Origin of the sequence: Pseudooceanicola sp. LIPI14-2-Ac024, assembly GCF_042188925.1 — a bacterium.
In the GTDB taxonomy this organism is placed as follows: Bacteria; Pseudomonadota; Alphaproteobacteria; order Rhodobacterales; family Rhodobacteraceae; genus Pseudooceanicola.
Genome location: NZ_CP170102.1, coordinates 3,532,791 through 3,556,792, shown reverse-complemented (window position 1 = coordinate 3,556,792; position 24,002 = coordinate 3,532,791). Strand labels below are relative to the sequence as shown.

The following is a 24,002-nucleotide window of genomic DNA, read 5'->3' as shown; positions in this document are numbered from 1 at the left end:
TCGCCTATTCCTTTTCCATGGTGCATTGCAGCGGGTGCTGGTGCCGGCGGGCGAAGTCCATCACCTGCGCCACCTTCGTCTCGGCGATCTCGTGGCTGAAGACACCGACGACGGCGACGCCCTTCTTGTGCACGGTCAGCATGATCTCGAACGCCTGCGCGTGGCTCATGCCGAAGAAACGTTCCAGCACCGCGACGACGAACTCCATCGGGGTGTAGTCGTCGTTCAGCAGCAGGACCTTGTAGAGAGGGGGCCGGCGAGTCTTCGGCTTGGTATCGGTCACGACCGAGGTGTCGCCATCCTCGCCGTTCCCCTGCGCCATCATGTGCAGTCGATACCAGCTCATCGCCTGTTCCGCGTCTCTTCGGGTTTCCGCCATTGGGCTTCCTATATAACTTCCAGAGCGGATGAGAAAAGAGGCCGACGGGCCTGCACGGGGTATCATGGCGGAAAAATTGACAACAATCGGTTTCGACGCGGACGACACGCTTTGGCAGAACGAACGTTTCTTCCGCCTGACGCAGGACCGATTCGCCGAGCTGCTGGCCGATTACGCCGAGGCCGGGCACCTGCACGACCGCCTGCTGGCGGCCGAGAGGCGCAACATCGGGCACTACGGATTCGGCATCAAGGGATTCGTCCTGTCGATGATCGAGACCGCGCTCGAAGTCACCGACCGGAAGGTCCCCGGCGCGGTGATCGCCGAACTGATCGCGGCCGGCCAGGAGATGCTGTCACACCCGATCGAGCTGCTGCCGCATGCCCGCGCGGCGGTCGAGGCGGTGGCCGACACCCACCGGGTGATCCTCGTGACCAAAGGCGACCTCCTCGACCAGGAACGCAAGCTGGCGCAGTCCGGACTGGGCGAGCTCTTTGACGGGGTCGAGATCGTGTCGGAGAAGACCAGCGCCGTCTACGCCCGCATCTTCGCCCGCCACGGCGACGGCGCGGACCGCGCGATGATGATCGGCAACTCCCTGAAATCCGACGTGGTTCCGGCGATCGAGGCGGGCGGCTGGGGCGTCTACGTCCCGCACGGGATGACCTGGGCCCTGGAACACGCCGACGAACCCGAAGGCGCCGACCGCTTCCACCGGCTGGACGACCTGGGCGGCCTGCCGGCGCTGGTCGCCGCCATCGGCTGAGCGTCGGGCCGCCGCCGCGACGCCCGGCGCGGGGGATTCTCGTTTCGAATTTTATCGTTCCGGTGGAGAAACAATCGCCGGTGTTGCGGACCGGGCCGAGAGGCGCACAAAATCTGGGACAAGGGCCCGAAGCGCCCGGGCCCAAAGACAAAGTGACGCTTTGCAGATGGCCCGGCCTGTGCTAGCTTTTTCCACAGAAATCAACAGCCAGTCGGACAAACCGATGGCAGAGGCAGTGAAAAGGCAGATACCGTGACAGCTCGGCGCAACCGGCTGGCTCCCGTGGGGCCGTTCCTGATCATTCTCGCTCTGATGACGCTTCTTCCGTTGAAGGCGCTGGCGGCGCCCTACGCGGCGATGGTGATCGACGCGCGCACCGGAGAGGTGCTGCATTCCGAAAACGCGGACGCCCGGCTGCACCCGGCCTCGCTGACCAAGATGATGACGCTCTACATCGCCTTCCAGGCGGTCGAGAACGGCGAAATCTCCCTCGACACCGATGTGAAGATCTCGCGCCACGCCGCGTCCGAGCCGCCGTCGAAGCTGGGTCTGCAGACGGGGCAGAAGATCAAGTTCCGCTACCTGATCCGCGCCGCCGCGGTGAAATCCGCCAACGACGCCGCCACCGCCATCGGCGAGGCGCTGGAAGGCTCCGAAGCCGCGTTCGCGCGCCGGATGACCACCACGGCCAAGGCGCTCGGGATGACGCGGACGACCTTCAAGAACGCCCATGGCCTGACCGAGGACGGCCACCTCTCGACGGCGCGCGACATGACGCTGCTGGGGCGCCACCTGCTCTACGATTACCCCGAGTACTACAACATCTTCTCGCGCCGCTCGACTTATGCCGGGATCCGCGAGGTGTCGAACACCAACCGCCGCCTGCTCGAGGCGTACCGCGGTGCGGACGGGATCAAGACGGGTTACACCCGGGCGGCGGGCTTCAACCTCGTCTCCTCGGCCAAGCGGGGTGACGAACGCATCATCGCGACGGTCTTCGGCGGCCGCTCGACCGCGTCGCGCAACGCCAAGGTGGCCGAACTGCTCGACCTCGGCTTCAAGCGCGCGCCGAGCCATGCGCCGGTCAAGGCGCCGACCGCCCCGCTCTATGCCGCCAACGACAACGCCCCGGCAGGCAAGACGGTCCGCCTGCAGACGGCGGTGACCGCCTCGCTCCGGCCCAAGGCACGCCCGCTGGTCGAGGACGCGGCGCCGGTGCTGGTGGCCCAGGCCACGCCCGAGGCCAACAAGGCGGCAGAGGCCGCGGCCATCGTCGTCGCCTCGGCCGTCAGCGTCGACATGAGCGACGTGATCGAGGACACGGTTGCCGAGGTGCAGGAAGCCGCGGTTCAGGACGCCGGGATCGCCGCCGTGACGCCCCGCCTGCGCCCGGAAGAGCCCGAGGTGGTCAGCCGCGTCTCGACGTCGGGCGGGCGCCACTGGGGCATCAACGTCGGCCGTTACCCGAGCCAGTACAAGGCCGAGCGGGTGCTGCTGCAGACCGCCCTGAACGAGATGTCGACCCTCGACGGATCGCTGCGCAAGGTGGTGAAGAAGCCGACAGGTTTCGACGCCAACTTCATGGGCCTCACCCGTGAGACCGCCGACCTCGCCTGCCGCCGACTGCAGGCGCGCAACCAGACCTGTTTCATGATCGGGCCGGCCAGCTGACATCCCTCGGCAGCGCCGGCAAGGCTGCACCGCCGCCCCCCAACGGGGCGGCGCGTGTATTTGGGGGTGCTTTCGGTGCGCCGCCCTCAGCCCTTGGGCTTGTCGTCCCACTGGTCCGACAGGATCCGGTGGCTGTCGCCCTCGGGGTCGTCGTACTGGTTCGACTTGACCGTGTAGAGAAAGGCCACCAGGCCGATCGCGCCGAGGAAGAGCGAGGTGGGGATGAGCCAGATCAGCACGTCCATCGGATCACCTCAGCCTCAGCGCGTTCAGCGACACGGTCAGGGAGCTGAGCGACATCGCCAGCGCCGCGATCAACGGCGTGGCCAGCCCGGCCACTGCCAGCGGCACGGCGATCACGTTGTAGACCGTCGCGATGCGAAAGTTCTCGCGGATGCGGCGCACCGCCTTGCCCGCGGTTTCTAGCGCGTCGGGCACCGGCGACAGGTCCTGCCCCAGCAGAACGATATCCGAAGCCACCCGCGCGGCATCCAGCGCCGAGGCGGGCGAGATCGAGACATGCGCGACGCTCAGCGCCGCGGTGTCGTTCAGCCCGTCGCCGACCATGAGGACATGCGCGCCCGCGGCCTGCATCGCCTCGATCCGGGCGGCCTTGTCGCCGGGCAGCGCCTCGGCCAGCCAGTGGTCGATGCCCAGCCGGTCCGCCAGCGCCTCGACCGCGTGGCTGGTGTCGCCGGACATCATCACCACCTTGATCCCGCGCGCCCTGAGCGCTGCCACGGCCTCCTCGGCGCCGGGGCGCAGGCGGTCGGTAAAGGTGAAGGCCACCGGGTCGGCGGCGCCGATCCGCAGGTGCGCCGAGGTCTCGTGCCCCGCCGCGGCCCCGATCCAACTGGCCCGGCCCAGCCGGACCTCCTGCCCGCGCCAGTTGCCCTGCGTGCCGTAGCCCGGCAACTCGGAAACATGCTCGACCTGCGCCGGGGTGATGCCGCGCGCGCGGATGCCGCGGGCAAGCGCCTGGCTCAGCGGATGGGCCGACCCCTCGGCCAGCGCCAGCGCCACGGCCAGGTCGTCCCCCGCCACGCCGGAGAGGTCCGTCACCTCGGGCGCGCCGGCGGTCAGCGTGCCGGTCTTGTCGAAGACCACGGTGTCCACTGCCGCCAGACGCTCCAGCGCCGTCTCGTGCTTGATCAGCATCCCCCGGCGGAAGAGCCGCCCCGACGCCGCCGTCGTCACCGCGGGCACGGCCAGGCCAAGCGCGCAGGGGCAGGTGATGATCAGCACGGCCGCCGCGATGTTCAGCGCCACCCGCAGGTCGCCCGACCAGAGCCACCAGCCCAGGAACGACAGCGCGGCGAGGATGTGGACCCCCGGCGCATAGAGCTTGGCCGCCTTGTCGGCGAGCGAGGTGTAGTTCGACCGCCCGCTTTCGGCGATCGCCACCAGTTCGGCCATCCGGTGGAGCGAGGTGTCGGCCCCGACCGCCGTGGCACGGATCACCAGCGGGCCGGTCAGGTTAACCTCCCCCGCGCTGACCATGCGGCCGGGTTCGGCAAAGACCGGCACGGTTTCCCCGGTCAGCAGCGAGCGGTCGAGTTCGGACCGCCCCTCCACGATCTCGCCGTCGACAGGCATCCGTGCGCCGGGCCGCACCCGGACCAGCATGCCGGGCGCCAGTTCGGCCACCGGCACCTGCCGTTCGCCCGCGCCCTCGACCAGCCAGGCGCGCGGGACTTCCAGCGCTGTGAGTTCCTCGGCCGCGGACCGCGCGATCGCGCGGGTGCGGTGATCGAGGTAGCGGCCGGCCAGCAGGAAGAAGGTCAGCGCGATGGCCGCGTCGAAATAGGCATGTTCACCTGACAGCGCGGTTTCCCAGAGCGAGGTGACCAGCGCCAGCAGGATGGCGAGCGAGATCGGCACATCCATGTTCAGCCGCCCGGCCCGCAGCGCGGTCCAGGCGTTGCGGAAGAAGGGCTGCGCGGCGAAGGCGATGGCCGGCAGCGTGATCGCGGCGCTGATCCAGTGGAAGAGGTCGCGCGTCGCGTCCTCGGCCCCCGACCAGACAGAGATCGACAGCAGCATGACGTTCATCATGGCAAAGCCCGCGACCGCCATGCGCATCAGGAGGTCACGCCCCGCCCTGTCGGTCCTGGTCGCCGCGATGGCACCGGCGTCGAGTTCGTGCGCCTCGTAGCCCGCGCGTTCCAGAACGGCGACAAGGTCCTCGGCCCCGATCCCCGCGTCGGCCCGGATCGAAGCTCGTTTCAGCGTCAGGTTCACCCGCGCCGACTGGACACCCGGCACCCTTGCCAGCGCCCCCTCGACGCCCGAGATGCAGGTCGCGCAGTGGATGCCCGGCAGCGAGAGCGAGATCGTCGCATCCGCCATCGCGGCCCTGGACTGGGCCAGCGCCTCGGCCGCCGGCATCGCCGCGCAGGCGGGGCAGGCCGACATCGGGGAACCGCGCAGGTCGATGGTCATCCTCTACTCCACGTGCAGCACGACGCGCTGGCGGAACGGCGTACCGTCCTGCGCCACCGCCGTCATGCGGATGTTCCAGTTGCCGTCGCCCAGGTGCACCGGCGCGGAATAGACCCGGCCGTCGAACAGGAACTCGGGCTCCACGTCCTCTTTCACATGGGTCGCCCGGCCCACCACGGCGTGCAGATCGCGGGCCCGCACCGGCTCTCCCGCGGTGTCGGTGATGGAAAGGTACACCATTCCGTTGCGCGCGTCCGCCTGGACCGTCCAGCCAAGCGCCTCCTGCGCCGCGCGGTCATCGTCGAAATGCTGCGAGGCGACGTAGGAATTCTTGACCTCGAGACCCGGAAAGGTCCTGACCGCCTGGAAGGCCAGCACGAGGTTCACGCCGATGATGATCCCGAAGGCGCCGACGAAGCCTGCCAGCACGTGCCAGCCCTTGATGCGGAAACCGGTATCCTCGGTCATCTCAGTTCACCTTTCCGTTGAAGACGGTATCGACCTCGGACTGGGCACCGCCCTCGACATCCTCGATCCCCAGGGTCAGCGGCGTCGCCTCGGCCGTAGCGGGGGCCGATCCCGGGGGCGCCGTGACATAGACCCGCTCCAGCTGCAGCGTGTCGGCGGGCACGGTCACGGTGGCGTCGTCGCTGCCCTCGACCTCGACGCTGAAAGCCGGATCTCCGCTGACCGAGAAGCGGAAGGTCTGCTCTTCGCCCAGCTTGTTGCGGACGCGCACGTCGTAAGTGTTGCGGATCGTGCCGTCGGACAGGACCACGAAGGTCGGGTTGCGCACCGGCGCGACGGTCATGTCGATCTCGGGCCGCAGGAAGAGCGCGACCAGCAGTCCGACGCCGACCAGCGACCAGAGCGCGGTGTAGAGGATCACCCGCGGCCGGAACACGTGCTTCCAGATGTTGCGCGGCGGGTTGCCCGCACGTTCGGCCTTTTCGTCGGTCAGCGCCATGTAGCCGATCAGCCCCGTCGGCTTGCCGACCTTTTCCATCACCTCGTCGCAGGCATCGATGCAGAGCGCGCAGGTGATGCAGGCCAGCTGCTGGCCGTCGCGGATGTCGATCCCCATCGGGCAGACGTTCACGCAGGCGTTGCAGTCGATGCAGTCGCCGAATTCCTCGCCGGGCTTCAGCGGCCCGCCGACGCCCGAGGGCATGCCCGGCATCGGCACGAAGGGCGAGGTGCCGCCGGTCTTTTCGCCCGCCGCGCGGGTGGTGGCCACGGCGGCCTCGGCCATCTCGCGCCGCCGCTTGCCCTTGCCGCGCGGCTCGCCCCGCCATTCGCGGTAGGCGACGGTGATCGTCTCTTCGTCCATCATGGCGGCCTGGATGCGCGGCCAGGGGCAGGCGTAGATGCAGATCTGTTCCCGCGCGAAGCCGCCGAAGATGAAGGTCGTCATCGTCAGGATGAAGACGGTCGTGTAGGCCGCAGGGTGCGCATTGAGGGTGAAGAGATCGACCAGCAGCGTCGGCGCATCGGCGAAATAGAAGACCCAGGCCCCGCCCGTCGCCATCGCGATCAGCAGCCAGGTGATCCACTTGGTCGTCCGCAGCCGCACCTTTCGCGCGCTCCATGCCTCGCGGTGCAGGCGGACGCGGGCGTTCCGATCGCCCTCGATCCAGCGTTCGACCAGGATGAAGAGGTCGGTCCAGACGGTCTGCGGACAGGTGTAGCCGCACCAGACCCGGCCAAGCGCCGAGGTGAAGAGGAAGAGACCCAGCCCCGCCATCACCAGCAGGCCCGCCACGAAATAGAACTCGTGCGGCCAGATCTCGATCCAGAAGAAAAAGAACCGCCGGTTCGCCATGTCGATCAGCACGGCCTGGTCGGGCAGCACCGGCCCCCGGTCCCAGCGGATCCACGGCGTCAGGTAATAGATGCCGAGGGTCACCGCCATGATGATCCACTTCAGGTTCCGGAAGGTGCCGTGCACCCGGCGGGGAAAAATCGGCTCACGCGCGGCATAGAGGCCGGGATTCTCGTCGGTAGAGGCCACGGGGACTCACTCCGTCAGTACTCAGTCCAGCGTGTTCTGGCAGGGCCATGGTCGCACAGCCTTGACCTCGATCAAATGCGACATTTCCCCTGAATCTATTCACGCGCCGGTGATCGGGCGGGGCAAGGCGTGCCATAGGCCCGGCATCCGCGCGGCGCGGTCAGGTGCCTTCGCGGGCGCGGGTCCGGATCCAGCGGTGGAAAATCCGCGCGTCGGGGCGCATCGGACCGGGCCGGGTGACAAGGTAATAGCCCTTCTTGCGGGTGTCCTCGAACAGCAGGCGCAGGCGACCGGCGGCGACGTCCGCCTCGACGAAGGCACCGGCGGTCACGGCGATGCCCTGCCCGTCGCGGGCCGCCTCGATCATCAGGTTGCCCGGCAACGAGGTCAGGCCCTTGGCCCGGTCCAGCATCGCGCCGTAGCGTTCGAGGTACTCGGTCGCCTCGTTGGTGCCGATCTCCTGCATCCAGTGAAAGCTGGTCAGGTCGGCGGGGGTGGCGAAATCGCCGTCGCCGACCAGTTCGGGCGCGGCAACGATGACGATGGGGGTCTTCACGATCAGCTCCGCCTCGAGCCCCTGCCATTCGCCCGAGCCGTAGCGCACCGCCATGTCGAGCCCGCCGGGCACCAGCGGCCGCAGCTCCGGCGCCGGGTCGATCATCAGCGAGATGCCGGGGTTCTTCTGGCGAAAGGCGGCAAGGCGCGGCATCAGCCAGTTCGCGGCGAAGGCGGGCGTGGTGGTGATCTGCACCGGCCGGTCCGCATCGGCGCCGGTCAGCTCCGACACCGCGCGGTGGATGCGTTCGAACCCGCCCAGCACCGCCTCGGACAGCACCTGCCCCGCGTCGGTCAGGTCGCCGCGCGCGCCTGCCCGGTCCAGCAGCGTCACCCCCAGGTGGCTTTCCAGCGTGCGGATCTGCTGGCTGACCGCCGCGTGGCTGACGTTGAGCCGCCCGCCCGCCGCCGTCATCGACCCGGTCTCGCAATAGGCGGCAAAGGCCCTGAGCGCGCTCATCGGCGGCATGGCCATCCAGTCCATTGTAAGCCCTCCTTACAGGGTGTCCGCATTCCTGATTAGCATCCGGGGGTAGGAAAGGCCATGTATGAGCACATGAAAGGCCCACAGGAAAGGAGGCGCCAAATGCTCTCGATCTTCGCAGAATATTTCAATGTCGCCAGCCGGACCGAACGCCGCAAGATGCGTGACGTCCCCCGCCGTCACCCCAATGACCCCGGCCGCTGGCGGGCCAACCCGCGCTGGCGGGACCTGCCCGAAGACTTCTGAGATTTCCCATCCCGGCCGCCCTGCTCCCCGTGGGGCGGCCCTACTCGAGCCGCCCGCGACCAGATCGCGCGGCGGCTCACTTGTCTGAGGCGCCGGGTGCCTCTATCTCTCTCGAATGTTCGAGAATTTTCCCTTCGTGAACCGCGCCCCGACCGTTGCCGTGATCCGGCTGCAGGGGATGATCTCCTCGGGTCCGCGCGGCCCCGTCAGTGACCAGCAGCTCGGCGCGGTCATCGAACGGGCGTTTCGCAAGGGCAAGCCGGCCGCCGTCGCCCTGCTGATCAACTCGCCCGGCGGTTCGCCGGTGCAAAGCTCGCTGATCGCCGCCCGCATCCGGCGCCTGTCCGAGGAAAAGGACATCCCCGTCATCGCCTTTGTCGAGGATGTCGCGGCCTCGGGCGGCTACTGGCTGGCCTGCGCCGCGGACGAGATCATCGCCGACGAAAGCTCGATCGTCGGGTCGATCGGCGTGATCGCCGCCAGCTTCGGCGCCCACGTGCTGCTGGCGCGGCAGGGGGTCGAACGCCGGGTCCACACGGCCGGGCAGTCGAAATCCATGCTCGACCCGTTCCGCCCCGAGAACCCCAAGGACGTCGCCAAGCTCGAAGCGCTCCTCGGCGACATCCACGCCGCCTTCATCGACCACGTGAAGGCCCGGCGCGGCGACCGGCTGAACCCGGCGGAACCGCTGTTCGAGGGCGACGTCTGGCTGGCCCGACGCGCCAAGGAACTGGGCCTGATCGACGACATCGGTCACATCACCCCCGTCATGCGCAAGCGTTTCGGCGACAAGGTGCGCTTCCGCCGCTACGGCGTGCGGCGCAGCCTGATACAGCGGATCGGCGCCTCGGTGCTGGGCGACGCGATCGCGGGGATCGAGGAACGGGCCGCCTACGCCCGGTTCGGGCTGTGACGCCGTGATCGTCAAGATTGTTGTCCTCTTCCTTGTCGCCATGGGTATTCTGGCCATGTTCGGCAAGCTGCGCCTGCCGGGGATGCCCCGGCTGAATTCCGCGAAATGCCGCCATTGCGGGCGGCACAAGATCGGCAAGGGCCCCTGCCCCTGCGGAAAAGGGTAGGAGACCCCCATGCTGATACAGGCGGCCCTTCTCGCGGCGCTCGGCCTTGTGCTGCTGGTCGTCGCGGGCGACTTCCTGGTGCGTGGCGCGGTGAACATGGCGCTCAGGGTCGGCATCCCGGCGCTGATCGTGTCACTGACGGTGGTCGCTTTCGGCACCTCGGCGCCCGAGCTCATCACCTCGATCGACGCGGTGCTCTCGGGCGTGCCCGACATCGCGCTCGGCAACGTCGTGGGGTCGAACATCGCCAACATCCTGCTGGTGCTGGGGGTGCCCGCCGCGATCGCCGGGCTGCACTGCTCGGTCGTGGACACCCGGCGCAGCTATGTCCAGATGCTCGCCGGCACGGTGCTGTTCCTGATGCTGGCGCAGTTCGGCCAGATCGGCCGGATCGCCGGCCTGATCCTGCTGGCGGCGCTCGCCGTCGTGCTCTTCGACCAGGTCCGCGACGCCCGCGCGCACCGGCGCGCGGCGCGGGCGGCCGCAGCGGCGCAGGACGACGACGATGACGACGAAGAGGTCGAGGGCGCCAATCCCGACATGCGCGGCTGGAAGATCGGCCTGTTCCTGGCGCTCGGCCTCGTCGGCCTGCCGATCGGCGCCGGCCTCTTGGTCGAGAACGCCGCCATCATCGCCACCCATTTCGGCGTCAGCGAGGCGGTGATCGGCCTGACGCTCGTCGCGCTCGGCACCTCTCTGCCGGAACTCGCGACCTCGGTCTCGGCCGCGCTGCGCAACCAGTCTGACGTGGCGCTTGGCAACGTGATCGGGTCGAACCTGTTCAACCTGCTCGCCATCCTCGGCATCACCTCGCTGATCGCACCGATCCCGGTCGCGCCCGAGATCGCGGATTTCGACCTCTGGGCGATGCTGGTGGTGTCGCTGATGATCGCCCCGTTCGTGCTGATGCGGCGCGACATCGGGCGGCTCTGGGGCGTGCTGTTCTGCCTGCTCTACGTGGTCTATATCGGGCTTGTCCTGATCTGATCCGAAGGGGGAAGCGATGACCGCAGCACTGGTCACCGGCGCCGGGAAACGGCTGGGCCGCGCCATGGCGCTGGCCCTGGCCGAGGCCGGCCATGACGTCGCCGTGCATTACGCCGGCTCTGCCGAGGCGGCCGAGGAGGTCGCGGCTGCGATCCGCGCCATGGGCCGCAAGGCGGTCACCCTGCAGGCCGACCTGGTGGTCGAGGACGAGATGCAGCGCCTCGTGCCCGCGGCGGTCGAGGCGCTTGGCCAGCCGCTGACGGTGCTGGTCAACAATGCCTCGATCTTCGAATACGACAACATCCGCACCGCGGACCGCGCCAGCTGGGACCGGCACCTGGAATCGAACCTGCGCGCGCCCTTCGTGCTGACCCAACAATTCGCCGCGCAGGCGCCGAAGGCCGAACCGGACGCGCTGGGCGAACCGCGCGCCCGGGCGCTGATCGTGAACATGATCGACCAGCGGGTGCGCAAGCTCACGCCCGAGTTCATGAGCTACACCATCGCCAAGGCCGCGCTCTGGACGCTGACGCAGACCTCGGCACGGGCGCTCGCCCCTGACGTGCGCGTGAATGCCATCGGCCCCGGCCCCACGCTGGTCGGCGCGCGCCAGAGCGACGCGCATTTCGCCGCGCAGCGCGAATCAACCGTGCTGCAACGCGGCGCGAATCCCGACGACATCACCGCAGCACTGCTCTACTTCCTCGCCGCGCCTTCGGTCACCGGTCAGCTGATCTGCACCGACGGCGGCCAGCACCTCGGCTGGCGCACGCCGGACATCCAGGCCGAGAAATGACCCCGCCCGCGCCCGACCCCACGGCAGTTGTGCACCGGTCACAGAGCCGTCATCAAAGTGTTACCAAAAGCTTAATGATTTCAGAGATTTGCGCGAAGCCCCATTTCTTTTCATTTGAAATCAATACGTTACAGAGGCGCCCATTTTTTGGGCAAACCGACGAAGTGGTAATGAATCAAAGGGAAAATCTCGTCCCCGGAAACTTGTCTCCAGACTTGTCCACAGGAACAGGGGAAACCTTGAGACTTGCCCATTCCAATCGGAAATTGCAGACGACGCCGAGAATCACCATCTAACCCCCTGCCCCAACGTCAGAATCACGATGCCCAGCGAATCAAAGACCGGTTACGAGGTGATCCAGGACTACGTCCGCCGACTCGACGCGTCGCCGGGGGTCTACCGGATGCTGGATGCCGAAAGCCGGGTGCTCTACGTCGGCAAGGCGCGCAACCTCAAGGCGAGGGTGTCGAACTACGCCCGGCCCTACGGCCATTCCGGACGCATCGCCCGGATGATCGAGGACACCGCCTCGATGATGTTCCTGACGACGCGGACGGAAACCGAGGCGCTGCTGCTCGAACAGAACCTGATCAAGCAGCTCAAGCCCAAGTTCAACGTGCTGCTGCGCGACGACAAGTCCTTCCCGAACATCCTCGTCGCCAAGGACCATGCCTTTCCGCAGATCATGAAGCACCGCGGCGCGAAAAAGCAGAAGGGCAGCTACTACGGCCCCTTCGCCAGCGCGGGCGCGGTGAACCGCACGCTGAACCAGCTGCAGAAGGTGTTCCTGTTGCGCAACTGCTCGGATTCGATGTTCTCGGGCCGGACGCGGCCCTGCCTGCTCTACCAGATCAAGCGCTGTTCGGGCCCCTGCGTCGGCTACATCTCGCAAGCCGACTACGCCGCCTCGGTCTCGGATGCCGAACGTTTCCTCTCGGGCCGCTCGACCCAGGTGCAGGAGAAGCTGGCGCAGGACATGCAGGCGGCTTCGGACGCGATGGAGTTCGAACGCGCCGCCGCCCTGCGCGACCGGATCCGCGCGCTGACCCAGGTGCAATCGGTGCAGGGCATCAACCCGCGCACGACGGCCGAGGCCGACGTCATCGCGCTGCACATGGAACACGGCCAGGCCTGCGTGCAGGTCTTCTTCATCCGCGCCAACCAGAACTGGGGCAACCGCGACTTCTATCCCCGCGCCGGGGCCGAAATCGACGAGGCCGAGGTGCTCGAGGCCTTCCTCGGCCAGTTCTACGACAACAAGGAACCGCCCCGGCAGATCCTGCTGTCGCACCCGATCGAGGATGCCGACCTGATGGCCGAGGCGTTGTCGGAAAAGGCCGGGCGCAAGGTCGAGCTGCTGGTTCCGAAACGCGGCGAAAAGGCCGAGTTGGTCGAGGGCGCGGCGCGCAACGCGCGCGAGAGCCTCGGCCGCCGGATGGCGGAAAGCCAGGCCCAGACCAAGCTTCTGCGCGGCCTCGGCGAGGCGTTCGAGCTCGACGGCCCGCCCGCCCGGATCGAGGTCTACGACAACTCCCACATCCAGGGCACCAACGCGGTCGGCGCGATGATCGTCGCCGGGCCGGACGGATTCATGAAGAACCAGTATCGCAAGTTCAACATCCGGGGGGACGAGCTGACCCCCGGCGACGACTTCGGCATGATGAAAGAGGTGCTGACCCGCCGCCTCAAGCGCCTGCTGAAAGAGGATCCCGAACGCGACAAGGGCCTCTGGCCCGACCTCCTGCTGATCGACGGCGGCGCGGGCCAGGTCTCGGCCGTGCAGGAGATCATGGAAGAGCTGGGCGTTGCCGACCTGCCCTTCGTTGGCGTGGCCAAGGGCATCGACCGCGACGCCGGCAAGGAGGAGTTCCACCGCCCCGGCCAGCGCCCCTTCGCGCTCCGCATGAACGACCCGGTCCTCTACTTCGTCCAGCGTCTCAGGGACGAGGCGCACCGCTTTGCCATCGGCACCCACCGGGCGAAACGCGCCAAGGCGGTCTCGGCCACCCCCCTGGACGAGATCGCGGGCGTCGGCGCCACCCGAAAACGCGCCCTTCTGGCGCATTTCGGATCGGCCAAGGCCGTCAGCCGCGCCAACCTCGCCGACCTCAAGGCGGTCGACGGCATCTCGGACACGCTGGCCGAAACGATCTACGACCACTTCCACGACAAGGGGTGATCGTGGGCGGGAGAGAGCTCATCTCCGCCCTTCCGAAATCAACTTTGAATTGCGGAAGAATGCAGCGGAACCGCCCGCGTATTGCGCAGCACAAAGTTGCCAGCCTATTTTTTGGGTTTTCGGTATTTGAAACACACTAAGCCTAAGTGACATTAGGCTAACGATTCCATTTAGGCGCGGCAAATTCTGCAGCGGCATTCCTCATGCGCGTCAACATTGTTTTCGCGTCACTGGTTGGCGCGCTCATTCTGATGGTTGTAGCAATCGCGAACGGCGGTCCGTTCGTGTATTTCGAACTCGGCCGCCTATCTCGGCAATTTCACCAAGGCCGTGACGGTCCTGAAGTCCAAGCTGGACATTGGTTCTGACCCTGTCGGCGCCGTGGCGGCCGTTGCGTCGCCTCTGCCGGCACCAGTCGAACCGCGCGCTGGCGGAGACATCGTTCAAGGCGGCCGCTCCATCTACTACAGCGCATTCGCTGCAACCGGCGCCGGCCTGTCGCTTTGGGTGCCGATCTTCCTGCAATGCCTGGCGGTGTCCTGGCTAGTGACCGAGCTGCATCGGAACCTCGTGCCGCGCAGTTGGCCTGTCAGCGCACTGGCCACCCTCGTTCTTCTGGCATGCTTCAGTTCTCTGGCCCTGTTTGCGAACCTGATAATGCCGGACATCTGGGCTAGCGCCGCGATTATTGCACTGGCGCTCCTGTGGAGCCCATCTGTGACCTTGTCCAATGGCGCAAAGTGGCTAATCGCCGGAATTCTTTGTTTTTCCGCATTGTCCCATTCGAGTCATATCGCCCTGATCGCGGCGATGTGCCTGACCTATGCAGCCGTCCGACTGTCCGGCCGGGCGGGCCTTCGCGGGCGACAGGCTCTTGCCTTGCCGATGATCGCCGTGCTGGCCGGTGTTCTGGGCCAGGTCGCCTTTGGCCTGGCGGTCCACGGCATCTACGGAACCCGCATTCTTGAACGCCCGCACATCACCGCACACCTGGTCGACCTTGGTCCCGGGGCGGAACATGCCCGCGAAAGCTGCCCGGAAAGCGGCTACGCGCTCTGCGCCTATCGCGACAAGCTGCCGGTCGACTGGATCGCCTTCATGTTCTCGCGCTCGGACGACACCGCGATCTTTGCGGTTGCAGACACCGAGACGCAGAAGGAACTCGCCGAAGAGCAGCTTCGCTTCGCCATCGACACGGTCAAGGCCTATCCGGCCGCGACCATCGCTGGCCTCAGCCTCGACGGCATCCGCCAGCTCTGGACGCTGTCGGTTACGGACGTCCCGCTCAACAGAGCCACAACCGGCAACTTCCTGAACCGCAACTTCACACCCGCCGTGGCCGAGACCATCCGCACAACTCAGGTGTACCGGAACCCCGGGATGGCGGGAACAATGACCCGCGTCATCGAGATCACGAGCGCCCTGTCGCTCGTTTTCCTCGCGATCTGGGCCATTGCTGCGATCCGTGGCGATGGCGCAGTCCTGCCACCGGGGACCGGGACGGTGGTCGCCACCATTCTCGGCGGTGTCATCCTGAACGCCCTGATCTGCGGCATCCTCGCGTCTCCCTACGGCCGCTTCCAGGCCCGGGTCGTCTGGCTGCTGCCAATGCTCGTCATCCTGCTTGCCGCCGCGATGTACGACGCGCGGCGGGACCGGAAAACCCAACCAATGGAGGTCTGAACATGGAGAACGTCGACGCCCGAACAGGTCTGTCCTCGGACAGGGAACAGGCGGGGCTGCGCGACTACATTCGCATCGCGCGCTTCGATCACATGACCAAGCATGTCTTCATCGTGCCGGGGGTCATCCTCGCCCTGCTTCTGCGGCCCGAAAGCGCGGCTGGCGCGGCAACGTCCCTGTTCTGGGCGAACCTCCTGATCGGCTTCGTCTCGGCGATCTTCGTGGCCTCGGCCAACTACGTCATCAACGAATGGCTCGACCGTGATTTCGACCGTTTCCACCCCGAGAAATCGCAGCGCGCGGCGGTTCAGCGCGAGATGTCTCCGCTGATCGTCATCGCGGAGTACCTGCTGTTTCTCGCCCTCGGCCTGGCGCTGGCCGCCCAGGTGAACAGCACGTTCTTCTTCGCCGCACTGCTGCTGGCGATCTCCGGTATCACCTACAACGTCAACCCCATCCGAACGAAGGACCGGATGTACGTCGACGTGCTGTCGGAATCGCTCAACAATCCTATCCGCCTGCTGATGGGGTGGGCCATCGTCGACGCAAGCAGCCTGCCTCCGGCCTCGCTCTTCCTCGCCTTCTGGTTCGGCGGTGCGTTCCTGATGAACTCCAAGCGGCTGGCCGAATACCGCGACATCGTCGCCTCGGACGGGGTGGAAATCCTTGGCCGGTACCGCCGTTCGTTCCGCTACTACACGGAAAGCCGCCTGTCGGTTGCCAACATGGTCTACGCGCTCAGCTGCGCGTTCTTCATGGCCATCTTCCTGATCAAGTATCGGATCGAATACGTGATCCTTTTCCCCTGCATCGTCGCGCTCTTCGCGGTCTACTACACCCTTGCCCTGACCCCGGACTCGGTCGCGCGGAAGCCCGAGCGCCTGTACAGCTCCACACCGGTGATCGCCACTTCGGCCGTCACGCTGGCGGTGTTCCTGCTGGCGACCTTCCTGTCGATCCCGCAACTCGAGGAGCTCACGTCGCAGAAGTTCATCGCGTTACCCTTTGCCGAAGCCGCGGAATGACGGCGAGGACGCCTGACCTGACACGCTACGGCCTGGTGGTGTTCGACCTTGACGGGACGCTCTATCGGCTGGGGCCGGTGCGTCGGGCGATGCTCGGCGAGATCCTTACGACCGGCGGCGCCCCCGGACGGTTGGCCCGGCTGCGCATTCTCCGTCGGTTCCGGCATCTGCGCGAGGAGTTGTCGCGTCGCCAGCCCCGCGGTTTCGAACCCGCGCTCTTCGCCCAACTCAGCAAGGAGACGGGGCAGGACGAACAGGCGCTTCGGAGCCTGGTCGTGGAGTGGATGGAGGTGCGCCCCCTGCCCTTCCTCGCGCCGGCGCGACTACCGGGGGCCGAGGCGATGTTCGCCGCGCTTGCCGCACGCGAAGTGGTCACAGCGGTGTGGTCGGACTATCCTGTTGCGGAGAAGCTTGCCGCACTCGGCCTGTCGGCCCCGCACCACGTGTGGGCCGGCGATCCCGAGGTGGCCGCGCTCAAACCTGACCCGGCCGGCCTGCTCTTGCTGATGGAACGGATCGGCGCACGGCCCGAGGAGACGTTGATGATCGGAGACAGGCTCAGCCATGACGGTCGCGCGGCCGAGGCCGCCGGCACCGACTTCCTGCTGATCGCGCCCCGCGCGCCCCGCGACCTCGGCCCGCGCCAGTACCATGCCTGCGACTATCGCAACCTGGCTGGCGCGACGCGCCTCGCGGCATGAAACGGCGCCTCGGCCAGCTCCTGCGTTATGCCGGCACAGCCGGGGTGGCAGCCGTCGTGGACCTCGGCGGGTTCATCCTGCTCGAAGGCGCTGGCCTGAACGTTGCGTTGGCTGCGGCGCTTTCGTTCATGATCGCAACCGTCGTGAACTACCTGCTGACGGCACGTTTCGTGTTCGGGCATCCAGCCAGCCTGCAGGGATACGGCGCCTTCCTCGCGGCGGCAGGCGTCGGTTTCGCGATCAACGTGGGCGTGACGATGCTGGCCTACGCAGCGCTCGACGCGGAGCCCGCAATGGCCAAGGCGATAGGCATCGCCACCGCTTTCTTCGCGAACTTCGTGCTCAACGCGACCTTCGTCTTTCGCGATCCGAAGTGACGGATCACCGCGCCCGCGACCGCCGTTCGTCCCAGAGCGCGATCGAGTAGAGCACCATCCCGCCGAACGCGAGGCCCGCGCCGACGAAGCCCGACACCGGGTAGTCGTAGCCCGCCCGCAGCGCCATCGCGGCCAGCATCGGGCCGATGGCGTTGGCGGTGTTGAACGCGGCGTGGTGCATCGCGGCGGCCAGCTGCTGCGCATCGCCCGCCACGTCCATCAGCCGCGACTGGATCACCGTCGACACGCCCCCCAGCATGCCGAGACAGCAGACAACCGGGATCAGGGTCCAGAGGCTGGCGGCGGCGAAGGGATAGGCCACCAGCACGAGGATGCCCGCTGTGAAGCAGGCATAGACCGTCGCGTTGGCGTTGCGGTCGGCCAGCCAGCCGGCGACCAGAGTGAAGACGGTCATCCCCGCGCCCGTCACCATCAGGACGAAGGGCACCGCCACCGCCGGCGCACCGGTGGTGTTGATGACGGTCGAGGCGAGGTAGGTGTAGACCGCGAAGAAGCCGCCGAAGCCGATCGCGCCGGTTGCCAGCAAGAGCCAGACCTGCCGGTTCTTCAGCGCCCCCAGCTCGCGCAGCGGGTTGGCACCCGCATCGGGCCGGTCCCGCGGTGCGACCTGCCAGACCGAGATCGCGGTCGCCATCGACAGGACGCCGACCACCGCGAAGCCCCATCGCCAGCCGACCGCCTGCCCCAGCCAGCTGGCCGCCGGCACGCCCAGCGTCGTCGCCAGCGTCAGGCCGACAAAGACCCGCGCCACCGCCGACGCCCGCTTGTTCCGCGGCACGACCGAGGCGGCGGTCAGCGCCGCGATGCCCAGGTAGGCACCGTGCGGCAGGCCCGACAGGAACCGCATCAGGGTGAAGGCGCCGAAGTCGCGCGCCAGGCCCGAGCCCGCGTTGAAGACCGCGAATGCCAGCATCAGCAGCACCAGCATCACGCGCCGCGACACCTTGGCGCCCAGCACCGAAAGCGTCGGCGCGCCCACGACGACGCCAATGGCATAGGCGCTGATCGCGTCGGCAGCCTTGGCCTCGCTCACGGCGAGGTCGGTCGCGAAATAGGGCAGCAGCGCCATCGAGGCGAATTCGGTCGTGCCGATGGCAAAGGCGCCGAGCGCCAGCGCAAGGATGACGATCCCCGCCGGGGAGGGCGCACTGGCGATGGCGCCTGCCGGGGCGGGCGCTGTGGCTTGATCGGACATGAGAGGGCCTTGTCGAAATCAGTAACGGACGGCTCCCCCTGACCGCTCGCTACCCTTGCGGCAGGGGGAATGCAATGCGCATCGCGTTCAATCACGCAAACGCCATCCGGTGCGGAAGATCCACCAGACGATGCCCATGCAGATGCTGGTGAAGGCGGCAATCGCCAGCAGGCTCCAGCCGACCGGCACGTCGGCGGTTTCGAAGAACGCCCAGCGGAAGCCCGAGATCAGGTAGACCACCGGGTTGAAGAGCGTGATCTTCTGCCAGACCGGCGGCAGCATGGAGATCGAGTAGAACGCGCCGCCCAGGAACACCAGCGGCGTCACGATCAGCATCGGCACCAGCTGCAGCTGTTCGAAGTTCTTGGCCCAGATCCCGATGATGAACCCCATCAGCGAAAAGCTGATACAGGTCAGCACGAGGAAGAGCAGCATCGCCAGCGGATGCGCGATGCTCAGATCCACGAAAAGCCAGGCCGTGCCCAGGATCACCAGGCCGATGAACAGCGCCTTGGTCGCCGCCGCGCCGACATAGCCCACGACCACCTCGAGGAAGTTCACCGGGGCCGAGAGCACCTCGTAGATCGTGCCGATGAACTTCGGAAAGTAGATCGCGAAGGACGCGTTCGAGATGCCCTGCATGATCACCGACAGCATGATCAGGCCCGGCACGATGAAGGCGCCGTAGCTGACGCCCTCGACCGTATCGATGCGGGACCCGATGGCGGTGCCGAAGACCACGAAGTAGAGCGAGGTCGAGATCACCGGAGAGATGAAGCTCTGCAGGATGGTGCGGAAGAACCGCGTCATCTCGTAGCGATAGATCGACCAGATCGCGCGGGTGTTCATGCGGCGCCCTCCTCGACAAGCCCGACAAAGATTTCCTCGAGCGAATCCTGCCGGGTCGAGATGTCGCGCAGCGCCAGACCGGCGGCCGCCACCGCGCTCAGAAGGCCGGTGATCCCGGTGCGGTCGGCATGGGTTTCGTAGGTATAGACCAGCTCGCGCCCGTCGGCGGTCAGCTCGAGGTCATAGGCCGCCAGCGCCTCGGGCACCTGCGCGATCGGCTCACGCAGCTCGATCGTCAGGCGTTTCTTGCCCAGCCGGCTCATCAGCTTGGCGGTCTCCTCGACCAGCAGGATCTCTCCGCCGTTGATGACGGCGATGCGGTCGGCGATGGCCTCGGCCTCTTCGATGTAATGCGTGGTCAGGATGATGGTGACGCCGGATTTCTTCAGCTCGGCCACCACCTCCCACATGTCCTTGCGCAGGGCGACGTCGACGCCCGCCGTCGGCTCGTCCAGGAACAGCACCCTGGGATCGTGACTCAGCGCCTTGGCGATCAGCACCCGGCGTTTCATCCCGCCCGACAGCTCCTTGGTGGGGCTCAGCCGCTTGTCGTAGAGCGACAGCTTGCGCAGCACCTCGTCCAGGAAGGCGTCATTGCGCGGCTTGCCGAACAGGCCGCGGGTCAGGCGCACGGTGTTGATCACCTTCTCGAACGGCTCCAGCGCGATCTCCTGCGGGACCAGGCCGATCATCTGGCGCGCCGCGCGGTAATCGGTCTGGATGTCGTGGCCGCCGACCGTCGCGGTGCCCGAGGTCGGCACCGTGATGCCGCACAGGGTCGAGATCAGCGTCGTCTTGCCCGCGCCGTTCGGCCCGAGCAGCGCGATGATCTCGCCCTCCTCGATGTCGAGCGTCACGCCCTTCAGCGCCTGGAAGCCGCCGTCGTAGGTCTTTTTCAGATCGCGGATCTGCAGGATGGGGGCCATGGGGTCGCCTCCGGTGTTCACCAAGTGTTCGCGTGGGCGGAACCTAAACTGTGCGCTGCGAAAAACAAGGCCGCCCGTGGGCGGCCTCACCTGCGCCTGCGCACAGAGCTCACGTTTTCGCGTGCGGCGATCAGCCGCCGGTCATCCGTTTCAGCCAGCCCTTCTTCTCGGCCTCGGGGGCCTCGCCGCCGTCTTCGGGGCCTTCCAGCACCTCCTGGAAGCGGGTGAAGAACTGGTCGGCCATCTTCTTGGCAAAGCCGTCGATGATGCGCGATCCCAGTTGCGCCAGCTTACCGCCGACCTTGGCCTCGACGTCATAGGACAACCGCGTGCCCTCGGGGATCGCCTCAAGCGTGACCTTGGCGCCGCCCTTGGCGAACCCGGCCGCGCCGCCCTTGCCTTCGCCCGACAGCGTCAGCGCCTCGTTCGGGACGATGTCCGACACCGTCACCTGGCCCTTGAACGTCGCCTTGACCGGGCCGACCTTCTGGACCACCACCGCCTCGAACCCCTCCTCGGGGGTGCCGGTGACCTCCTGCGCGCCGGGCACGCATTCCTTCAGCACCTCGGGCGAGATCAGCGCCGCGAAGACGGTCGCCGGGTCTGCCTTGATCTCGCGCGTGTCGCTCATCTCCATCGGGGGTCTCCTGTTCGGCAAGGTTGCCGGCGACGCTACTGCACGGCGGGGCGAAGGGGAATAGCCTGCGGGCCGCGCCGCGCCCGCCCCCGTTAACCACGCCCCGCGAAACCCGCTGACACGAGACCCGCCAAAAGCGTATAAATTTGCATGTAACGCCGCACCGCCCCCCCCCGGGGATCACGGACGGCAGAAACAGGACAGACGACGGTGTGGGCCGCTTGCGTGGCCCCGCCCGCAGTCCCCTCTCCGCGTCACCGGACCGAGGAGACTGGCACGATGCGTATCCTGATCACCGACACCACATGGAACATGGCCACCCTGGCCAAGATGATGCGCGACCAGGGCTTCTGCGTCAGCGAGGCCGCCAATGGCGAGGATGTCGTCGCCCATGTCGAACACGGCATCTACGACGCCGTGCTGATCGACCCGGACCTGCCTGACATGGAGTTCACCACCCTTGTGCGCCGCCTGCGCGGCATGGCCCCGCAGCTTCCGATCTGCCTCTTCGACCGCGACTGGACCGAGAAGAACCGCCTGCGCGCCTATGCTGCCGGGGCCGATGCGGTCACCGGCTGGCCCTACCAGCCGGACGAGATCGCGGCCCAGATGCGCGCCTTTGCCCGCCGCGCCCGTGGCTTTGCCACCCAGATGCCCAGCTTTGCCGGGCTGACCATCGACCTCGACCGCCGCGCAGTGCGCTTCGCCGGTCAGTCGGTCCACCTGACCCGGCTGGAGTACGAGCTGATCGAGACGCTGGCGCTGGCCAACGGCACGCTGGTCGACCGCGACACCATCATGTCCCGCCTCTACGGCTGGGAGGACGAGCCCGACCCCAAGATCATCGACGTCTACATCTGCCGTATCCGCGCCAAGCTCGCCACGCTCGACGCGCCCCGCGCGCTGATCTCGACGAATTTCGGCAACGGCTACCGGCTCGACCCCTTCGCCAACGTGGTCGAAGTCGCCGCCGCCTGATCCCCGATCCCTCCGGTCCGCGCGCTCTCCCTCCCTCCTCCGCGCGGATCACGTCGCCGGGCCGCCCCTCCACGGCCCGGCGATCGTCGTTACCGCGGGCCGTCAGACCCGCCGCAGCAGCACCGCGATCCAGGGCCCCAGCACGCCCGGGTCATATCCGCCCCCGACATGCTCGCGCAGCCATTCGACCTCCCATGCACCGGACTGGCGATAGGCGGTCAGGATCTCGTCGGCCGAGAGGTAATTGAAGTAGCGCCCGTGCCGGTCGCGCCCCTCGGCGCCGCCGCCCTTGAAGCTGGCCATGTGCAGCCCACCCGGACGCAGCGCCGCGTGCACCCGCGCCAGCACGCCCGGCAATGCCGCGCGCGGCACGTGCAGAAGCGATGCGTTCGCCCACACGGCATCGTAGGCCGCCGTCGCATCGAGGTCCTCGAACCGCAGCACCCGCACCGGACGCCCGATCAGCGCCTCGGCCTTGGCCGCGATCTCGGGCGTGCCGTCGGTGGCGTCGACATCGTGCCCCGCCGCGATCATCGCCCGCGCATCCCGCCCGCCGCCGCAGCCCAGTTCGAGCACCTTGGCGCCGGGCGGCAGGGCGGCCACGAAATCCTCAAGGTGGCGGCTCACCCCGCCCTTGCCCGAAGAGACGTAGGTTTCGGCGGTATCGGCATAGAACCGCAGCGTGTCGTCATCATGCGCCTTGTCCATCCCCGCCGCGTAGCACGGGCACCAGACCGACGCACCAAGGGACCGCCACGCCCGACGCCCCAAGGCGAAGATGACCCGAAACTTGCCCGTTTGTTAGCAATTGCTTAACGCGCGTCGGTCGAGACTGGCCCCAGCCACCGAGCGAGCGCCGATGTTCCGCACCCTTGCCTGCCTTGTCCTGCTGTTCCCCGCCACCCCGGCCCATCCCGGCGCCTGGCCGCGCGGCGAAGGCAACCATTTCGGCGCCGTCACCGCCCGGATCGCGACCGACCCGGGCCATGCCATCACCACCGGCATCTTCCACGATTTCGGCCTCACCCCGCGCAGCGGCCTCACGCTCGAGCTCGACCTGTCGGGCGGCGAGGTCGCCAAGGCGCTGCTCTTCTACCAGATCAGCCTGTCCGCCCCGGACCGCCCCGTGCAGGTCTCTGCCGCTCTTGGCGGCGGCTCGATCTCGGGCGCCTCGGTCGTCTCGCCCCGCCTCTTCATCGGGCGCGGCCTGCAACTGGGCACGCTCTCGGGCTGGATCGAGGCGACGCTGGGTGCCGACCTTTTCCCCGAAACCCGCGACGGCACCGGCAAGTTCGACCTGACCCTCGGCCTTGCCCCGCGGCCCCAGCTCAAGACCTACGTCCAGCTCTACTCGACTGTCCGCCCCGGCGGGATCGACGCGCGGATCGAGGGCTCGGCCGCGTACAACCTCTTCGGGGAAACATGGCTCGACCTCGGGGTCTCGACCGGGCTGTCCGGCGCGCGCGACCCGCAGGTCAAGATCGGGCTCTGGACGGCGTTCTGAGCGCGGGCTACTCAGGCCGCATGACGAAACGCGACCCGATCCAGACCACCGATGACGAGGCGCGCGCCCTCGCCCGCAGCCTGCTGTCCGACGCGACCTTTGCCGCGCTCGGCGTTCTGACGCCCGACACCGGCCTGCCGATGGTCACGCGCGTCGCTCTCGCCACCACGAGGGACGGTCATCCGGTCACGCTGATCTCGGACCTCTCGGCCCACGCGCAGGCGCTCAAGGCGACCCCCGTCGCCTCTCTCCTCGTCGGTGAGCCGGGCGAACGGGGCGATCCGCTGACCCATCCGCGCCTGACCCTGCAGTGCCGTGCCCGCTTCACGCGAAACGGCGAGCCCGGACATACCGAACTCGCCGCCCACTACCTGTCGCTGCGCCCCAAGGCCAAGCTCTACGCCGGCTTCCAGGACTTCTTCTTCGCCACCTTTGAGATCGAGTCCGGCCACCTCAACGGCGGCTTCGCCCGCGCCTACAAGCTGACGCCCGCGGACATCCTCGGCTGAAC

Annotated in this window: 25 protein-coding genes; 14 read left to right on the top strand and 11 right to left on the bottom strand. The window is 67.5% G+C overall.

Annotated features, from left to right (window positions below; translation table 11 throughout):
* Positions 1–4: 4 nt before the first annotated feature.
* The gene (gene clpS / locus ACE2AC_RS17405; RefSeq protein WP_375688686.1) at positions 5–346 is read right to left on the bottom strand and encodes an ATP-dependent Clp protease adapter ClpS; all 342 of its coding nucleotides are present in this window, start codon (positions 344–346) and stop codon (positions 5–7) included.
* A gap of 97 nt (positions 347–443) precedes the next feature.
* On the opposite strand from clpS, the gene ACE2AC_RS17400 reads away from it, so the two are divergent.
* A complete protein-coding gene (locus ACE2AC_RS17400; RefSeq protein ID WP_375688685.1) occupies positions 444–1,145 on the top strand; it encodes an HAD family hydrolase in 702 nt (233 codons plus the stop codon).
* Between the two features lie 312 nt (positions 1,146–1,457).
* Entirely contained in the window at positions 1,458–2,816 is a 1,359-nt protein-coding gene (locus tag ACE2AC_RS17395; RefSeq protein ID WP_375688684.1) for a D-alanyl-D-alanine carboxypeptidase family protein, read from the top strand.
* A gap of 86 nt (positions 2,817–2,902) precedes the next feature.
* On the opposite strand, the gene ccoS is transcribed toward ACE2AC_RS17395, so the two are convergent.
* The 5 genes from ccoS to ACE2AC_RS17370 form a co-directional block, all read right to left on the bottom strand.
* The gene (gene ccoS, locus ACE2AC_RS17390) at positions 2,903–3,061 is read right to left on the bottom strand and encodes a cbb3-type cytochrome oxidase assembly protein CcoS (RefSeq protein ID WP_375688683.1); all 159 of its coding nucleotides are present in this window, start codon (positions 3,059–3,061) and stop codon (positions 2,903–2,905) included.
* 4 nt (positions 3,062–3,065) lie between these two features.
* Positions 3,066–5,258: a heavy metal translocating P-type ATPase gene (locus ACE2AC_RS17385; protein WP_375688682.1), complete on the bottom strand. Its 2,193-nt coding sequence runs from the start codon at positions 5,256–5,258 to the stop codon at positions 3,066–3,068.
* A gap of 3 nt (positions 5,259–5,261) precedes the next feature.
* On the bottom strand, positions 5,262–5,726 hold the full coding sequence (locus ACE2AC_RS17380; protein WP_375688681.1) for a FixH family protein: 465 nt from the start codon (positions 5,724–5,726) through the stop codon (positions 5,262–5,264).
* 1 nt (position 5,727) lies between these two features.
* A complete protein-coding gene (gene ccoG / locus ACE2AC_RS17375) occupies positions 5,728–7,269 on the bottom strand; it encodes a cytochrome c oxidase accessory protein CcoG (protein WP_375688680.1) in 1,542 nt (513 codons plus the stop codon).
* Between the two features lie 160 nt (positions 7,270–7,429).
* Positions 7,430–8,308, bottom strand: coding sequence for a LysR family transcriptional regulator (locus tag ACE2AC_RS17370; protein ID WP_375688679.1), 879 nt, complete (start codon positions 8,306–8,308; stop codon positions 7,430–7,432).
* A gap of 102 nt (positions 8,309–8,410) precedes the next feature.
* Between ACE2AC_RS17370 and ACE2AC_RS17365 the strand changes: the two genes are divergently transcribed.
* The 9 genes from ACE2AC_RS17365 (at position 8,411) to ACE2AC_RS17325 (ending at position 17,381) form a co-directional block, all read left to right on the top strand.
* The gene (locus ACE2AC_RS17365; RefSeq protein ID WP_375688678.1) at positions 8,411–8,554 is read left to right on the top strand and encodes a hypothetical protein; all 144 of its coding nucleotides are present in this window, start codon (positions 8,411–8,413) and stop codon (positions 8,552–8,554) included.
* Between the two features lie 115 nt (positions 8,555–8,669).
* Positions 8,670–9,467, top strand: coding sequence for a S49 family peptidase (locus ACE2AC_RS17360; RefSeq protein ID WP_375688677.1), 798 nt, complete (start codon positions 8,670–8,672; stop codon positions 9,465–9,467).
* A gap of 175 nt (positions 9,468–9,642) precedes the next feature.
* Entirely contained in the window at positions 9,643–10,620 is a 978-nt protein-coding gene (locus ACE2AC_RS17355; protein ID WP_375688676.1) for a calcium/sodium antiporter, read from the top strand.
* Positions 10,621–10,636: 16 nt separating this feature from the next.
* Complete coding sequence (locus ACE2AC_RS17350; protein WP_375688675.1) at positions 10,637–11,416, top strand: SDR family oxidoreductase; 780 nt, start codon at positions 10,637–10,639, stop codon at positions 11,414–11,416.
* A 322-nt stretch (positions 11,417–11,738) separates the two neighbouring features.
* Positions 11,739–13,595: an excinuclease ABC subunit UvrC gene (gene uvrC, locus ACE2AC_RS17345; protein ID WP_375688674.1), complete on the top strand. Its 1,857-nt coding sequence runs from the start codon at positions 11,739–11,741 to the stop codon at positions 13,593–13,595.
* Between the two features lie 330 nt (positions 13,596–13,925).
* A complete protein-coding gene (locus ACE2AC_RS17340) occupies positions 13,926–15,278 on the top strand; it encodes a hypothetical protein (protein WP_375688673.1) in 1,353 nt (450 codons plus the stop codon).
* Positions 15,279–15,280: 2 nt separating this feature from the next.
* Complete coding sequence (locus ACE2AC_RS17335; protein WP_375688672.1) at positions 15,281–16,303, top strand: UbiA family prenyltransferase; 1,023 nt, start codon at positions 15,281–15,283, stop codon at positions 16,301–16,303.
* A complete protein-coding gene (locus ACE2AC_RS17330; protein WP_375688671.1) occupies positions 16,300–17,004 on the top strand; it encodes an HAD family hydrolase in 705 nt (234 codons plus the stop codon). The genes ACE2AC_RS17335 and ACE2AC_RS17330 overlap by 4 nt, the downstream gene beginning before the upstream one ends.
* Positions 17,001–17,381: a GtrA family protein gene (locus ACE2AC_RS17325; RefSeq protein ID WP_375688670.1), complete on the top strand. Its 381-nt coding sequence runs from the start codon at positions 17,001–17,003 to the stop codon at positions 17,379–17,381. Before ACE2AC_RS17330 ends, ACE2AC_RS17325 begins: the two co-directional genes overlap by 4 nt.
* Before the next feature lie 4 nt (positions 17,382–17,385).
* Here ACE2AC_RS17325 and ACE2AC_RS17320 read toward each other — a convergent pair whose 3' ends face one another.
* From ACE2AC_RS17320 to ACE2AC_RS17305, 4 genes are all read right to left on the bottom strand, one after another.
* A complete protein-coding gene (locus ACE2AC_RS17320) occupies positions 17,386–18,597 on the bottom strand; it encodes an MFS transporter (protein WP_375688669.1) in 1,212 nt (403 codons plus the stop codon).
* 87 nt (positions 18,598–18,684) lie between these two features.
* On the bottom strand, positions 18,685–19,446 hold the full coding sequence (locus ACE2AC_RS17315) for an ABC transporter permease (protein WP_375688668.1): 762 nt from the start codon (positions 19,444–19,446) through the stop codon (positions 18,685–18,687).
* Complete coding sequence (locus tag ACE2AC_RS17310) at positions 19,443–20,372, bottom strand: ABC transporter ATP-binding protein (RefSeq protein WP_375688667.1); 930 nt, start codon at positions 20,370–20,372, stop codon at positions 19,443–19,445. Before ACE2AC_RS17310 ends, ACE2AC_RS17315 begins: the two co-directional genes overlap by 4 nt.
* Positions 20,373–20,502: 130 nt before the next feature.
* Positions 20,503–21,009, bottom strand: a complete 507-nt coding sequence (locus ACE2AC_RS17305) for a CoxG family protein (protein ID WP_375688666.1) — start codon at positions 21,007–21,009, stop codon at positions 20,503–20,505.
* A 279-nt stretch (positions 21,010–21,288) separates the two neighbouring features.
* On the opposite strand from ACE2AC_RS17305, the gene ACE2AC_RS17300 reads away from it, so the two are divergent.
* Entirely contained in the window at positions 21,289–21,987 is a 699-nt protein-coding gene (locus ACE2AC_RS17300) for a response regulator transcription factor (protein ID WP_375688665.1), read from the top strand.
* Positions 21,988–22,089: 102 nt separating this feature from the next.
* Here the strand turns inward: ACE2AC_RS17300 and ACE2AC_RS17295 are convergent, their stop codons facing one another.
* Positions 22,090–22,695 carry a class I SAM-dependent methyltransferase gene (locus tag ACE2AC_RS17295; protein ID WP_375688664.1) on the bottom strand — a complete coding sequence of 202 codons (606 nt, stop codon included), beginning with the start codon at positions 22,693–22,695 and terminating at the stop codon, positions 22,090–22,092.
* A gap of 151 nt (positions 22,696–22,846) precedes the next feature.
* Here ACE2AC_RS17295 and ACE2AC_RS17290 point away from each other — a divergent pair, with 151 nt between their 5' ends.
* Together ACE2AC_RS17290 and ACE2AC_RS17285 are read left to right on the top strand one after the other, a co-directional pair.
* Positions 22,847–23,491, top strand: coding sequence for a hypothetical protein (locus ACE2AC_RS17290; RefSeq protein WP_375688663.1), 645 nt, complete (start codon positions 22,847–22,849; stop codon positions 23,489–23,491).
* A gap of 20 nt (positions 23,492–23,511) precedes the next feature.
* The gene (locus ACE2AC_RS17285) at positions 23,512–24,000 is read left to right on the top strand and encodes a HugZ family protein (RefSeq protein ID WP_375688662.1); all 489 of its coding nucleotides are present in this window, start codon (positions 23,512–23,514) and stop codon (positions 23,998–24,000) included.
* The last annotated feature ends 2 nt before the right edge of the window (positions 24,001–24,002 follow it).

Excerpts from the sequence above, each read along its gene's own strand:
- ccoS (WP_375688683.1), bottom strand. The coding sequence starts at position 3,061 with ATGGACGTGCTGATCTGGCTCATCCCCACCTCGCTCTTCCTCGGCGCG.
- ACE2AC_RS17320 (WP_375688669.1), bottom strand. The coding sequence starts at position 18,597 with ATGTCCGATCAAGCCACAGCGCCCGCCCCGGCAGGCGCCATCGCCAGT.
- ACE2AC_RS17400 (WP_375688685.1), top strand. The coding sequence starts at position 444 with ATGGCGGAAAAATTGACAACAATCGGTTTCGACGCGGACGACACGCTT.
- ACE2AC_RS17355 (WP_375688676.1), top strand. The coding sequence starts at position 9,643 with ATGCTGATACAGGCGGCCCTTCTCGCGGCGCTCGGCCTTGTGCTGCTG.
- ACE2AC_RS17385 (WP_375688682.1), bottom strand. The coding sequence starts at position 5,258 with ATGACCATCGACCTGCGCGGTTCCCCGATGTCGGCCTGCCCCGCCTGC.
- ACE2AC_RS17370 (WP_375688679.1), bottom strand. The coding sequence starts at position 8,308 with ATGGACTGGATGGCCATGCCGCCGATGAGCGCGCTCAGGGCCTTTGCC.
- ACE2AC_RS17330 (WP_375688671.1), top strand. The coding sequence starts at position 16,300 with ATGACGGCGAGGACGCCTGACCTGACACGCTACGGCCTGGTGGTGTTC.
- ACE2AC_RS17365 (WP_375688678.1), top strand. The coding sequence starts at position 8,411 with ATGCTCTCGATCTTCGCAGAATATTTCAATGTCGCCAGCCGGACCGAA.
- ACE2AC_RS17335 (WP_375688672.1), top strand. The coding sequence starts at position 15,281 with ATGGAGAACGTCGACGCCCGAACAGGTCTGTCCTCGGACAGGGAACAG.
- uvrC (WP_375688674.1), top strand. The coding sequence starts at position 11,739 with ATGCCCAGCGAATCAAAGACCGGTTACGAGGTGATCCAGGACTACGTC.
- ACE2AC_RS17315 (WP_375688668.1), bottom strand. The coding sequence starts at position 19,446 with ATGAACACCCGCGCGATCTGGTCGATCTATCGCTACGAGATGACGCGG.
- ACE2AC_RS17285 (WP_375688662.1), top strand. The coding sequence starts at position 23,512 with ATGACGAAACGCGACCCGATCCAGACCACCGATGACGAGGCGCGCGCC.
- ACE2AC_RS17300 (WP_375688665.1), top strand. The coding sequence starts at position 21,289 with ATGCGTATCCTGATCACCGACACCACATGGAACATGGCCACCCTGGCC.
- clpS (WP_375688686.1), bottom strand. The coding sequence starts at position 346 with ATGAGCTGGTATCGACTGCACATGATGGCGCAGGGGAACGGCGAGGAT.
- ACE2AC_RS17310 (WP_375688667.1), bottom strand. The coding sequence starts at position 20,372 with ATGGCCCCCATCCTGCAGATCCGCGATCTGAAAAAGACCTACGACGGC.
- ACE2AC_RS17350 (WP_375688675.1), top strand. The coding sequence starts at position 10,637 with ATGACCGCAGCACTGGTCACCGGCGCCGGGAAACGGCTGGGCCGCGCC.
- ACE2AC_RS17380 (WP_375688681.1), bottom strand. The coding sequence starts at position 5,726 with ATGACCGAGGATACCGGTTTCCGCATCAAGGGCTGGCACGTGCTGGCA.
- ACE2AC_RS17360 (WP_375688677.1), top strand. The coding sequence starts at position 8,670 with ATGTTCGAGAATTTTCCCTTCGTGAACCGCGCCCCGACCGTTGCCGTG.
- ACE2AC_RS17305 (WP_375688666.1), bottom strand. The coding sequence starts at position 21,009 with ATGGAGATGAGCGACACGCGCGAGATCAAGGCAGACCCGGCGACCGTC.
- ACE2AC_RS17295 (WP_375688664.1), bottom strand. The coding sequence starts at position 22,695 with ATGGACAAGGCGCATGATGACGACACGCTGCGGTTCTATGCCGATACC.
- ACE2AC_RS17395 (WP_375688684.1), top strand. The coding sequence starts at position 1,458 with ATGACGCTTCTTCCGTTGAAGGCGCTGGCGGCGCCCTACGCGGCGATG.
- ACE2AC_RS17325 (WP_375688670.1), top strand. The coding sequence starts at position 17,001 with ATGAAACGGCGCCTCGGCCAGCTCCTGCGTTATGCCGGCACAGCCGGG.
- ACE2AC_RS17290 (WP_375688663.1), top strand. The coding sequence starts at position 22,847 with ATGTTCCGCACCCTTGCCTGCCTTGTCCTGCTGTTCCCCGCCACCCCG.